We start from the raw sequence: 14275 nt of genomic DNA, 5'->3' as shown, positions 1-14275 counted from the left end.
CTCGCTTTCACCTTTGCACCGCACTCCCCTGTAGGAGCGAGCCTGCTCGCGAAGGCAATCGAACAGTCACCACAAGCATCAGGTTGCCTGAGAATTTGCAGGCAAAAAAAACCGCCCTCGCGGGCGGCTGAAAGTGCTTCGACCCTAAACCTGAATCAGAAGCCCAGGCTGAAGCTGACGGTCATCGCATGATCATTGCTGTCGTTCGACAGTTGCCCGGAATAGCCGACCCCGAGTTTGCCGGTCGGGCTGATCTGGAAGTCGACACCGGCTTCAACAATGGCGCTGTCCTTGGCGATCGGTACGCCTTGGGTGCTGAACGAAGCGCCGCCGTCGATGAAGGTCAGGTCGGCGTCGGGCTTGGTGTCGCCGAAGGCATGGCGCCAGCCGATGGCCGCGCGCGGGGTGAATTGCCCGCCGTTGGCCAAGGTGATGACTTTGCCTGCGCGCACACCGAGGGTCGAGAAGGTGATGTCTTGATCGGCATCGGCCTCCAGGCGCCCTACTCCGCCTTTCTCCCTGGCCTTGTCGGTATCGTAGTTGACGTAGGCGAGACCGGCGAACGGCTCAAGCGCAATGCCGCCGGCATTGATCGCGTAACCGACTTCACCAAACACCTGCGCACTGCGGGCGTCGTAGTTGGCTTTCAAGCGGTCGTTGTAGCTGCCGACGCTGACGTTGCGTTTGGTCTCGATGTCGTGCCAGCTGTACGCCGCGCCGAGGCGTACTGCCAATGCATCGAATTGCGAGTTGAGGTACGCCGCCAGGTGGTAGCTTTCGACGGTGGCATCCGAGCGACGATCATGGGCATCGAGGTCGCTGCGGGTGTAACCGGCGGCCATGCCCACGCGCCACTGATCGTCGAGTTGCTTGTCGGTGCCGAGCATGAAGCCGCTGAGGTTACGGTCGAGTTTCGCCGCGTTGCTGTCGCCATCCGACTCGCCCCAGGCACCCAGTGCCCGCGCCCAGCCGACCATTTCGCCGTGGCAACCGTTGCTGCTCAGTTGGTTGTCACTTGGCGCCAGAGCCCGGCGTGGATCATCCGCCGCGCTGCACGACGGTTGGCGCATGCGATCGTTGACCGCGTCACGCACATAACGCGAATCCTCGAGGATGGCGCTGGCGGTGCTGGCGTGGATCTCACCGGACAGACTGTCGAAGGCATTACGTGCGCCCGCAACGCTGAGGTTGACGATTTCGTTCTGCAGCGCCGCGCCCGCCGGGCCGTTGTTCGACAGCGCGGTGGCGGTGCGGAACTGGTTGCCGGTGGCGGCGACATCGGCGAACGAATTGCCGTTGCGGCTGACCACCAGGTTTACCGCGTTGGCGTCATACACCAGTGCGCTGTTGAGGAACGCGTATTGCGGCAGGTCCGCAGCGCTGAAGGTGCCATTCACGCCACCGCCCGCCGTGATCAGCGAGTACGTGGTGTTGCCGGTAAACGGTGCCAGCGAGTTGACCTGCAAGGCGCCGCCCAGCGTAGCGCTGCCACCGACTGCCAGCGGTGTCGCGGTGGGCGAACTGACCGTCAGCGCCAGCACACCGTCACTCGCGTTGGTCAGGTTACCGGCGACGCTCAGGGTTCCCGCCTCGGCGCCCGACGCTACCACACCATGGTTGAGCACCGAGCCAACGCTGCCATTACCACTCAGCCCTGCACCGTTGGCCACGGTCACTTGCCCGCCCAACGATCCCCGCGCGGCACGGCTGCCGACTTGCAGCACACCTTGATCGACCGACACGGTACCGCTGAACGGATTATCACCGGTCAGCAATAAGGTCCCGCTACCTTGTTTAAGCATCACGCCAAGTCCGCTCAGCGACCCGTTGAACTGACCATTGGCGTTCTGCAAGAACAGCAGCGAAGCGTTGTTAAGGATGTTGCCTTGCAGACTGGTAGTGTTACCGATCAGCGTACCGCCGCTGACCGTGGTGCCGCCGCTGTAGGTATTGGCACCACTGAGCACCAACGTGCCGGAGTCAAGTTTTTCGATTCCGCCAGTGCCCACCAGTGGTGTGGAGACTTCCGCACTCGCGCCTGCATTCACGCGCACCGGCGCGAGGCTGCCATCCGCGCTGTTGACCGGGGTCAGCGTACCGCCAGCTCCCGGAACCAGGCTGTAACCGCTGGAGAGGAACTGCAGGCCGGTGAAGTTCTGATTGCCCTGTACCGTAACGGTACCGGCCTGACCGCCGAACACGGCGAACTGACCATTGGAAGCCAAAGCCTGCGTGCCGTTCGGATCGGTCCAGTTGGTACCCGGCCCCCACACGCCGCTGCCGCCACCGATACTGCCATCCGGATTGGTTTTGCCACCGTTCCAGAACTGCACCTCACCCGGCGTGCCCTGCACCAGCAGGTTGATCTGGTTGGCGATGGCGGTTTGCAGGGTCAGGCTGGCCGCCGACACCGGCAGACTGCCGTAGACCAGACCGTTGTCGGTCAGGCTGCCGCCGTAGCTGAACAGTTGATAGACCCCGGTGCCGAAGCCGCCGGCATTGCTGATGTTGAGCGTACCGTCGAGGGTCAGGTTGCCAGCGACATTGACCACCGTGGTCGAGCTGGTGGCGGAGCCGAGGCTGAAGTCGAGATTGGTCCCCGACGACAGTGCCAGCGAGCCGACCGACAGCGGCGTCGCCGTGCCGCCGCCGGCCAGCGTCGCGCCACTGGCCAGTTGCACAGCGCCGCCGAGCTGGCCGCCACCGCCGATACCGGCGCCGCTGGCAACGTTGACGTTGGCGCTGTTAAGTACACCGTTGACGATCAGATCGCCGGCCTGCACCGAGGTGTTGCCGGTGAAGGTATTGTTGCCCGTCAGCAGCAATGCTCCGGTCCCGGTTTTGTTCAGCGTACCGGCGCCGGTGAGATTGCCGGTGTAGCTGCCATCAGCGTTTTGTTCGAAGGTCAGCGTCGCGTTGTTGACGATTGCACCTTGCAGGCTGCTGGTGTCACCGCGCGTCGTGCCGCCGTTCAACGTGGTACCGCCGCTGTAGCTGTTGGCACCACTGAGCACGAGATCGCCGCTACCGTTTTTCACCAGGCTGCCGGTGCCGGTTACCGCGCCGATCAACGTGGTGTTCTGGTTGCCGGCGAGGGTCAGTTGCGCGCCGAGGTTGATGGCGTTGGCCAGTTGCAGCGCCGAAGTGCTGTCGAGGGCGCTGTTGCCGGTCACACTCAATACACCGCTGCTGATTGCACTGTTGTTGCCCAGCACCAGTGTGCCATCCGCGAGTTGAGTGCCACCGCTGTAAGTGTTGTTGCCATTGAGGGTCAGGCTCGAAGCGCCGGCCTTGATCAGGCTGCCCGCACCGCTGACCACACCGCCGAGGGTCAAGGCGTTGGAGCCGGCCACGGTCAAACCACCGTTGACGACCACGTCGTTGCTCAGCGTAACGGTGGTATTGCTGTCCAGCGCGGTGCCGTCAGCGGCGGTCAACACACCGCTGCCCAGCGCCGCGTTGTTGCCGACCACGATTTTGCCGCCATTGAGCGCCGTGCCGCCGGTGTAGCCGTTGGCCGCGTTGAGCACCAGCGTACCGCTGTCGTATTTGCCCAGCGTGCCGCTGCCGTTGAGCGCCACACCGAGGGTTGCCGTGGCGTTCGGGTCGACCCGCACGGTGGCATTGCCCAGCGCACCGTTGACCAGGTTCAGTGAACCCGCCGTGCCGTTCACCAGGTTGTAGCCGTCGGTGACGAATTGCAGGCCGGTGATGGTTTGCGCGCCGTTGACGGTCACCGTGCCGGCTGCGCCCTGGAACACCGCAAAGTTATTGGTCCAGGCCTGGTTGGTGGTGCCGTTGACATCGGTCCAGTTGGTGGTGCCAGTGCCCCAGGTACCGCTGCCGCCCTCGACCGAACCGTTGGCCACCAGTTGGTTGCCGTCCCAGAACTGCACGGTAACGCCCGGTGCGGTGACCAGCAGGTTGATCTGATTGGCCAGCGCGGTTTGCAGTTGCAGATCCCCCGGGCTGACGCTGCCCGGCAGTGTACCGAAGAGCATGCCGTTGTCGGTCAGGCCGCCGGTGTAATCGATCAGGCGATAGACGCCGCTGCCGAATCCGCCGATGTCGCTGACGTTGAGGGTGCCGTCGAGGGTCAGGTTGCCGCCGACATTCACCAGTGCGTTACCACCACCGGCGACCGGTGTGCCGAGGCCGACATCGAAGTTGGAGTTGCCGTTGAGCACCAGCGAGTCCACCGACAAGGTGCTGCCGGTTGTACCTGCCAGATGACCGCCATCCGCCACTGTCACTGCACCGGTCAGGGTCCCGCTGCCGGCGAGGGTGCCGCCGTTGTTGACCAGCACATTGCCGCTGGCCAGTGAACCGTTGACCTGCAGGGTGCCGGCGTTGACGTTGGTGTCGCCGGTCAGGTCGCTGATGCCGCTGAGGGTCAGGGTGCCGCTGCCGAGTTTGCTCAGGCCGCCGTCGCCGCTGAGAATGCCGGCAAACGTACTGCTGACGTTGTTACCACCGAGACTCAACGTGTTGCCCGTACCGATCAGCGCAGTGCCGCTGCCAGTCAGGCTGGCGAGACTGCCCGAGGCGCCAAGGTTAAGCGCCGCGCCGCCCGCGAGATTGACCGTGGCGTTGCTGCCCAGTGCCGCGCCACTCAGGGTGGTCAGGCTGCCGGACGCCACATCGAAGGTGCCGCTGAAGGTGTTGTTACCGCTCAGGGTCAAGTCGGCCAGACCGTTTTTGCTCAGCGTGCCGGCGCCGGCAATTACGCCGCCGAGGGTCAGATTGTTGTTACCGGCCAGAGCCAGATTCGCATTGACGTTGACGTTGTTGGCCAGCACCAGTGGCGCTGAGTTATCGAGAGTGGAAGCACCGGCCACGGTCAGTGCGCCGCTGCCCAGTGACCCGCCAGTGCCGAGCGTCAGCGTGCCGGCATTCAGTGTGGTGCCGCCGGAGTAAGTATTGATGCCGTTAAGCGTCAGATTCGACGCGCCGTCCTTGATCAAGCCGCCAGCGCCGCTGACGACGCCGGCGAGGGTCAGGTTGTTGCTGCCGGTGTTGCTCAGGTTGGCGTTAAGCACGACGTTGTTGCCCAGGCTCAGCGCACTGTTGCTGTCCAGCGCCGAGGCACCGGCCACGGTCAGATTGCCCAGGCCCAGCGCCGAATTGCTGCCGGCGGTCAGGGTGCCAGCGTTCAAGGTGACGCCGCCGAGGAAGTTGTTATTGCCGCTGAGGATCAGGTTGGCTGCGCCGTTTTTGCTCAGGCTGCCGGCGCCATTGACCGTGCCGGCCAGGGTCAGATCCGCCGTACCGCCGATGCCGAGGTTGCCGGCCAGATTCACCGCGTTGTTCACTGAAACGGCGGTGCTGGCATCCAGCGTGGTGCCGCCTGCCGCGTTCAACGTGCCGGAACCCAGCGCCGAGTTTGACGCCAGCACCAGTCCGCCGGCGTTCAGCGCGACCGGCCCGAGGAAGGCGTTGTTGCCGCCAAGGGTCAGGTTGGCCGCGCCGTTTTTGATCAGCCCCCCGGTGCCACCGATCACGCCGTTGAGGGTCAGCGCATTGCTGCCGACCACGATCAGGTTGCCATTGAGCGTCGCAGCATTGCCAAGGGTGACGGCGGTGTTGCTGTCCAGTTGCGTACCGGCGTTGGCGGTCAACGCACCGCTGCCCAGCGCGGTGTTGCTGCCGACGATGATCTTGCCGCCGTCCAGTTGCGTGCCGCCGCTGTAAGTGTTGGCGCCGTTGAGTACCAGGGTGCCGGTGTCGAGTTTATTGAGAATGCCGCTGCCATCGATATTGACGCCGAGGGTGCCGGTGACGCCCGGATCAACTCGCACGGCCGTGGTGCCGCCGGTGCCGTTGACCGCCGTGAGTTGCCCCGCCGCACCGTTGACCACGTTGTAGCCATCGGTGAGAAATTGCATGCCGGTGAATGCTTGCGTGCCGTTTACCGTCACCGTGCCGGCCGTGCCCTGGAACACCGCGAAGTCGCCGGCCCACGGCTGGTTGACCAGGCCGTTGGCATCGGTCCAGTTGGTGCCGACCGCGTTCCACGTGCCACTGCCGCCATCGACGACGCCGTTGGCGATGGTCTGGCTGCCGTCCCAGTAACGGATGTTGAGGTTCGGCGCCGAGACTTGGATGTTGATCTGATTGGCCACGCCGGTCTGCACCACCAGGTCGCCGAGGCCATAACCGACCGGCACGCCGGCCACATCCAGACCGAGATTGGTCAGGGCGCCGGTGTAGTTGAACAGGCGATACACACCAACGCCAAAGCCGCCGGCGTCGGTGACATTGAGATTGCCGTCGAGAGTGAGGTTGCCGCCGACGTTCATCAGCGACGCGGTCGACGGTGTGCCCAGTGCCACATCAACGTTGCTGCCGGCGCCGAGAGTCAGCGCACTCGCCGACAAGGTGTTGCCCGACGACAACGCCAGATGCCCACCGTTGTTGATGTTGACCGCGCCGAGCGCCGAGCCGGTACCGGTCAGGGTGCCGCCGGTATTGACGTTGAGTTGAGCACTGCCCAGCGAACCGCTCAGGTTCACGATACCGCCATCGATCGCGGTATTGCCGGTGATGCCGTTGATGCCCGTGAGGTTCAGGACGCCGGTGCCGACTTTGACCAGGCCGCCACTGCCACCGAGATCACCGTCAAACGTACTGGTGACGTTGCCACTACCAACGGTCAGCGTATTGCTGCCGGTCAGTTGCACGCTGCCGCTGCCGGTCAGCGCACCGAGGCTGGCGTCGCTGCCCAGATTCAGCCCGGCACCGGCGCTGATGTTGACGCCAGAGGTGTTGCCCAGCGCATTGGTGTTGAGCGTTGTCACGCTGCCCGAGACGATATTCAACGCACCGGTGAAGGTGTTGTTGCCGGCCAGGGTCAGGTCTGACAGACCGTTCTTGGTCAGACTGCCAGCGCCATCGATGATGCCGTTCAAACTCAAATCGTTGTTGCCGGCGACGGTCAGCCCGGCATTCAGCGTGATCGCGTTGCCGATGCCGAACGAAGCGCTGTTATCCAGCGTCGCCGCACCGCCGACGATCAATGCACCGCTGCCCAAGGCGTTGGCATTACCCAGGGTCAGCGTACCGGCATCGAGCGTGGTGCCGCCGCTGAAGGTGTTGTTGCCATTGAGGGTCAGATTGGCCGCGCCCTCCTTGATCAACGGGCCCGTGCCACTGGTGACGCCGCCGAGAGTCAGGTTCTGCGTGCCGCCCACGGTCAGCGCCGCGTTCAGGGCGATGGCGTTGTTGAGGCTGACCAGCGGCGAGTTGCTGTCCAGTGTCGCCGCACCAGCAACGGTCAGTGCGCCGGAACCGAGTGCCGAACTGTTGCCGACGGTCAGCGTGCCGGCGTTCAGCGTGGTGCCGCCGAGGTAGTTGTTGGCGGCGTTGAGAATCAGATTGGCCGCGCCGTCTTTCACCAGACTGCCGGCGCCGCTGACCAGCCCGGTCAGGGTCATATTCGCCGTGCCGCCGATGTTCAAGGCACCGGCCAGCGCCACGGCATTGTTCAGGCTGACGGCCGTGTTGGCGTCCAGCGTGGTGTTGGCCGCTGCGTTCAACGTGCCGGAGCCCAGCGCGGTGTTAGTGCCGACAATCAGCTTGCCAGTGTTCAACGCGGTGTTGCCGAAATAAGTGTTGGCACCGTTGAGGGTCAGGTCGGCCGCGCCGTTCTTGGTCAGCCCACCGATACCGGCGACCACGCCGTCGAGGGTCAGCGCGTTGCTGCCGCCCACAGTCAGGGTGCCGGCGAGGTTGACGTTGTTGGCCAGGGTGGCGGCGGTGCCAGCATCGAGGGTGGTGCCGTTCGAGGCGTTCAGTGTGCCGGTACCGAGTGCGGTGCTGGAGCCGACCACCAGCGAACCGGCGTTCAGCGCCGTGGTGCCGGTGTAGGTGTTGTTGCCGGTGAGGGTCAGGCTTGAGGCACCGGTCTTGATCAAGCCGTTGGCACCACTGATCACCCCGCCAAGGGTCAGCGCATTGGCGCCGCCAGCGGTGAGGTTGGCGTTGAGGGTGATCGCATTGTTCAGGGTCAGCGCTGAACTGCCGTTGAGGGTGCTCGCCCCGGCGACGGTCAGGGCGCCAGTGCCGAGTGCGGCGCCGTTGCCGACGGTCAGGCTGCCGGCGTTCAAGGTCGTGCCACCGCTGAACGTGTTGGTGCCGCTGAGGGTCAGGTTGGCCGCGCCATTCTTGATCAACTGGCTGGCGCCGCTGATCACGCCGCCCAGCGTCAGGGCATTGCTGCCGCCGATGCTCAAGGCGTTGTTGAGAATAACGGCGTTGTTCAGGGTCACCGCCGCACTGCTGTCGAGGGTGGCCGCGCCACCGACGGTGATGTTGCCGCTGCCCAGCGCCGCGTTGGCGCCCGCCGTGATCGTACCGGCGTTGAGCGCGATGGCGCCGAGGAAAGTATTGGCGCCATTGAGAATCAGGTTGGCCGCGCCGTTTTTGGTCAGACCGCCACTGCCGCTGACAATCCCGCCCAACGTCAGGTTGGCGCTGCCGCCGATGTTCAGATTGCCGCCGAGGGACACGGCGTTGGTCAGTGCAACCGCGGTGCTGGCGTCAAGGGTGGTGCCCGCCGCTGTGGTCAGTGCACCTGTGCCCAACGCAGTGTTGGAGCCGACAATCAACGTGCCGGCATTGAGCGCAGTGCCGCCGGAGAAGCTGTTGTTGCCGCTGAGGCTGAGGTTGGCGGTGCCGTTTTTGATCAGGTTGCCAGCGCCACTGATGACGCCGCTCAAACCCAACGACTGCGTGCCGCCGATGGTCAGATCCGCCGCCAGCGCGACGGCGTTGGCCAGGGTCACCGCCGTAGTCGCATCCAGTGTGGTGCCCGCCGCCGCGTTCAACGTGCCAGTGCCCAGCGCGGTGTTGCTGCCAACAAACAAGCTGCCGGCGTTGAGCAATGTGTTGCCGCTGTTGGCGTTGTTGCCGGTGAGGGTCAGGCTGGCGCTACCGGATTTGGTAATACCGCCAGTACCGCTCAACACGCCGCCGAGGGTCAGGGCATTGCTGCCGAGCACGTTGAGTGCGCCGGTCATGGCGATGTTATTGGCCAGAGTGACGTTGGCGGTGCTGTCCAGACTGGTGCCGGCGGCGGTGTTCAGCGCGCCGCTGCCCAGCGAGTTGTTGTTGGTCACCAGCAGGCTGCCGGCGCTCAGGGTGGTAGTGCCGGTGAAACCGCTGTTGACGCCACTGACGGTCAGGCTGCCGCTGCCGGTTTTGGTCAGGCCGCTGCCGCCGCTGATCAAACCGCCGAGGGTCAGTGCGCCGGTGCCGCCAGCCGTCAAGGTGCCGCCGAGGCTGATGGCGTTGTTCAGGCTGATCGTGCCCGGCGCGCTCAGCGTTGTCGCGCCGGTGACGTTGAGCGTGCCGGTACTGAACGCCTGATTGTTGCTCACCTGCACGGTGCCGCCATTGAGCGTGGTGTTGCCCAGATAGGTGTTGGCGGCGCTGAGGTTCAACTGGCTGGAACCGATTTTGGTCAGACCGCCGCTGCCGGAAATCACCCCGCTCAGGGTGGTCGCGTTAGTACCTTGCACGGTCACGCCACCAGCGCCGAGGGAGATCAGGTTGCTGATGTTCAGGCCGGCATTGCTGGCCTGCAGAATCCCGCCGTTGGAGGTCAAGACACCACTGCCGAACGTGGCGTTGTTGTTGAACTGGGCGACACCGCCATTGAGCGTGGTCGCGCCGCTGACCAATGGCCCCTGCAAGGTCCAGGTGCCGCTGTTGAGGGTCAGGTTGTTGAAGTTGACGTAGGTGGCGCTCGACGCCGTGCCCGTCCCGGTGATACCGCCGCCGACACCGCTGGGGTTTTGCAGAATCAGGCTGTTATTACCCCCCGCGCCACCATCGACCGTGCCGGTCGGAGCGAACGTCAGGTTGATGCCGATCAGTCCGCCGAGGCCGACGCTGATCTGTACGCCGTCACCGACCTGTACCGAAGAACCGGTCACCGCGGTGAAGGTGTTGGTGCTCGCCGCGCCCATCGACACGCCGCCGGTAATCGCACCGGCGTTGGTAAAGGTGTTACCCGCCGCCGAGGTCTCGAAGGCGATCCGGCCGTTGATGACGCCGGTGCTGCTGTTGGTCATGTTGACCTGCGAGCCGCCGTAGACGCCGATCACCGGGGTGTCGGCCAGGGTAATGCCGCCGATCGAAAGCCCGGTCGAGGTGATGGTGCCGTTGTTTGTGATGCTGGTGGTGCCGGCCGCGGCGTTGTTCACGCCAAGCGCCAGGCCGTCGAGGCTGGTCAGGTTGAGGCCGAGCAGCATCCCGGTGCCGCGCATGATGCCGCTGGCGTTGTTGAGCACGCTGACCGTACTCGTCGCACCGGTGCCAATGAATGCACCACCGCTCAACACTGAGACCAGGCCGAGCAGCGCCGGGTCGATAGTGCCGGAGTTGTTCAGGGAGATGTTCACCCCGGTCAGGTCCATCACATGGCCGCCGAGGGTCGCATTCATCTGCGCCCCACTGTTGACGTTGACCGTCAGGCCATTGGTGGCACTGGAGAAATTATTGAGAAACAGCGGCAGGCTCGGCACGCCCGTACAGGTCACCGTGGAACCCGCCGTGGAGCACGTGGCCAGTGCAGGCGCGCTGACGCCGCCGAACAACAGCCCGGCGACACTCAGGTGCACAGCAAGGGAAAGAGGGGAAAAACGCGAAACGAGGGCAACACCAAACCTTGCTTCCACGGGCTACTCCTTGTCGTGGCCAATTTCTTCCTTGAGGGGCGCGCAGAATTGCTTATTCCACACGCGAATCAAGACTGCGACGGTCATCACAAAACCGCGTAATTGGGGACAAAGCTAGTCGACGCCCGGCAATGGAGCACGGATTAAATGGCATTAATACTTTAATACTAGAGCGGTCTGGAATAAGCGTTTCAGCCCGCATTCATTGACTGTGAAGAGGTTAAAAACTGTGGGAGCGAGCTTGCTCGCGAATGCGTTGTGTCAGCTTGCGGATACTTTTCTGATACCCCGCCTTCGCGAGCAAGCTCGCTCCCACAGGGAACTGTAGGGTCTGCAAACCCGCGCCTGACCGATCCATCAGGAAGTACTGAAAAAGGACAGATTTTTCAGCCCATTGAAGGTTTTGGTACGCCTTGTGCAAACGTTTGCGCAACGTCGATCCAAGCGTTTTCGTAACAAAACCGTACAAGCCCACGGAATCCGGGCTCTGATCTGCCAAAAAGGACTTTGAATGCCCATCGCCTGCCCTTTTCGCGCACCGTTCTTGCGCATGCTTGCTGTTCCCCTGCTACTGACCGGCGTTACCGGACTTCTCAGCCACAGCGCGCTGGCGCAACCGGCAACGGTGGAAGAATCCGCCCAGGGCGAAGCCCTCAGCCCCGAAGCCAGCCCGCCGAAACAAGGCGCGTACCTGTCGGACTGGTATAACCAGGACCTGACGCTGATCGGCAGCAAGGACATCAGCTTCGGCCCGCAACCGGCCGACGACATCTATCTGGAATACGAGTACTTCGGCCGCAAAGGCCCGTTCGAACTGTACGGTTACATCGACATCCCGAAAATCTTCAACATCGGCAACAGCCACGACAAAGGCGTGTGGGATCACGGCTCGCCGGTGTTCATGGAACACGAACCGCGCATCTCCATCGACTACCTCGCCGGCCGCAGCCTGGCCATCGGCCCGTTCAAGGAATGGTATGTGGCGTTCGACTGGATCTACGACCACGGCAGCCGTAAAGAGAACCGCGCCAATACGCTCTACAGCGGTTTCGGCACCGACATCGACACCCATTCGCGGGTCAATCTGTCGGCCAACCTGTACGGGCGCTATCAGTGGGAAAACTATGGCGCCAGTAACGAATACTCGTGGGACGGCTACCGCGCGCAACTCAAGTACATCGTGCCGATCGATAAATTCAGCAACGGCGCCTCGCTGACCTACATCGGTTTCACCAACTTCGATTTCGGCTCGGACATTCACAAGGACAATCCCGCGCGCACCGCCAACGCGACGGTGGCGACCAACGTCCTGCTCTATTCATTCACCCACTTGCGCTTCACCTTGGTCGGCCGTTACTTCCACAATGGCGGCAACTGGGAAGACGGCAGCGAGCTGAATTTTGGCGACGGCAATTTCCGCGCCCGTTCCAATGGCTGGGGTTACTACGCCGGCGTCGGTTATCAGTTCTGAATCAAGGAGTTTTCCATGCAAGCAATGATGCGTTTGACCCTGGCCGGTGCGGCCCTGCTCTCCTCCACCGCGTGGGCGGCCGAAGCGCCGATCCAGCCGAAAGTCGTGTTGATCACCATGTTCGCCCCCGAGGCGCAGCACTGGATCGACCGCTTGGCATTGAACCGGGAAATACGCGTGCCGGGCCTGTCCGCCGAGTACCCGAACATCCGCTGCAACGCGCAGCAGGTGTGTCTGTTGATCACCGGCATGGGCCAGACCAACGCCGCCGCCTCGACTCTGGCGTTGGCTTTGTCACCGAAATTCGACCTGCGCAAAAGCTACTTCCTGATCGCCGGCATTGCCGGGATCAGCCCGAAACACGGGACCATTGGCACCGCTGCATGGGCGCATTATCTGGTGGAGTTCGGCACGCAATGGGAGATCGACTCGCGCGATGCACCCTCGAGCTGGCCGACCGGCTACCTGGGCATCAACACCAAAGGCCCGAACGAAAAACCACCGCTGGACTACAAGACCGAAGTCTTCGAACTCAACCCGAAACTGCAGGCCAGAGCGTTTGCCCTGAGCCACAAAGTCGAGCTGAGCGAAAGCCCGGATTCCGCCGCGTGGCGCCTGAAATACCCGTCGCCCCCCGCCAACCAGCCACCGGTGGTAACCCGTTGCGACACACTGGCCGGCAACACCTGGTTTTCCGGCACGCGCCTGAGCGAACGGGCCGAGGTCTGGACCAGACTGCTGACCGACAACAAGGGCGAATACTGCACGACACAACAGGAAGACAACTCCACCTATGAGGCCTTGCTGCGCGCCAGCCGTGAAGGTCTGGTCGACGTGCAACGCCTGGCCGTGGTGCGTGCCGGCTCCGACTTCGACCGTCCTGAGCCGGGCGGCAGTGAAGTGGACAACCTGCTCAAATACGCCGACCAGGGCGGTTTTGTGCCGGCACTGGAAAACCTCTATCGCGCGGGAAATCCGCTGGTGCAGGACATTCTTAAAAACTGGTCGGCGTGGGAAAACGGCGTCCCGCAATCCTGAACCCAACACGAAAAAATGTGGGAGCGAGCCTGCTCGCGAAGAGGCTGTGTCAGTCGATGAATATATTGGCTGACAGACCGCTTTCGCGAGCAGGCTCGCTCCCACAGGGTTTTGCGGTGGGTCAGGGAATAAGGATAATCTTGTCGCCGCTGCCCTGATTGACGTCGGCGTAGCGCGCGAGGCCTTCGGCCAACGGCACCTCGACCAACCCTTGCGGCAACGGCAGCGAGCCTTCATCGAAGAACCGCCCGAACTGCTCGAGCATCGCCGCACACGCTTCAACGCCGTACAACAACGAATTGATCCCGACCACCGAACCGCCCTTGCGATACAGCGCCAGTGCCGGCAATTGCACATGCCCGTCCACCGGTGCGGCGATGATCGCGATCCGCCCGAACGTGGCCAACGCCGCTACCGACCCCGGCAGCCAGAACCCGGTAGTGTCGAAGATCACATCGGCGCCGCCGCGATACACCGCGTTGACCTGCGCGCCGAGGTCTTCGGGCTTATCCAGCTGGATCGTCGGATAACCCTGCGCCTGCAATTGCGCCACCTGCTCCGGGCGCCGCGCCGCTGCCAGCAACTGCGCACCGCGCACTTTCGCTAACGCCAACGCTGCGGTCGCAACTGCCCCGCCGCCGATCACCAGCAAACGCGTTTCGGCCGTCACCAAGCTGCGTTCCAGCGCATCCCACGCCGTGGTGTATGGCACGCCGAGGCTGGCGGCCTGGGTGAAACTCAGGTGCGAAGGTTTGTGCGCCACGCCACTGGCCGGTAGTTTGACGAACTCGGCGTGGGAGCCATCGGCAAAAAAGCCCAGCTCACGCCCGGTGCCCCAGACCTCCTGACCGATCAACGCCTGTGGACCTTCGACGACGACACCGGCGAAATCCCGACCGGGAATCCGTGGCAGGGTGGTGTAGGGAAAACGCCCGAGCACGTTCTTCACGTCGCTGGGGTTCAGACCTGCAGCTTTGATCTGCACCAGCACTTCGCTTGCGCCAGGAACAGGGGTCGGCACCTCGACGAAGCGTAGGGAAGACAAGTCGCCGGTTTTATCGAATTGCAGAGCTTTCATGGACACATC

Annotated in this window: 4 protein-coding genes; 2 read left to right on the top strand and 2 right to left on the bottom strand. The window is 63.4% G+C overall.

Annotation, left to right across the window (positions count from 1 at the left end; genetic code table 11):
- Positions 1-155 precede the first annotated feature (155 nt).
- Entirely contained in the window at positions 156-10679 is a 10524-nt protein-coding gene (locus ACM6IV_RS04880) for an autotransporter-associated beta strand repeat-containing protein (protein ID WP_414868957.1), read from the bottom strand.
- A gap of 511 nt (positions 10680-11190) precedes the next feature.
- Here ACM6IV_RS04880 and ACM6IV_RS04875 point away from each other — a divergent pair.
- Both ACM6IV_RS04875 and ACM6IV_RS04870 read left to right on the top strand, forming a co-directional pair.
- Entirely contained in the window at positions 11191-12150 is a 960-nt protein-coding gene (locus tag ACM6IV_RS04875) for a nucleoside-specific channel-forming protein Tsx (protein WP_414868956.1), read from the top strand.
- Positions 12151-12165: 15 nt separating this feature from the next.
- Entirely contained in the window at positions 12166-13188 is a 1023-nt protein-coding gene (locus tag ACM6IV_RS04870; RefSeq protein WP_414868955.1) for a purine-nucleoside phosphorylase, read from the top strand.
- 121 nt (positions 13189-13309) lie between these two features.
- Here the strand turns inward: ACM6IV_RS04870 and ACM6IV_RS04865 are convergent, their stop codons facing one another.
- Positions 13310-14266, bottom strand: a complete 957-nt coding sequence (locus ACM6IV_RS04865) for a quinone oxidoreductase family protein (protein ID WP_414868954.1) — start codon at positions 14264-14266, stop codon at positions 13310-13312.
- Positions 14267-14275: the final 9 nt, after the last annotated feature.

Origin of the sequence: Pseudomonas sp. IT-347P (assembly GCF_949768005.1) — a bacterium.
Taxonomy (GTDB): Bacteria; Pseudomonadota; Gammaproteobacteria; order Pseudomonadales; family Pseudomonadaceae; genus Aquipseudomonas.
The sequence above is the reverse complement of the archived record's forward strand: the minus strand, read 5'-3'. Positions and strand labels throughout refer to the sequence as shown.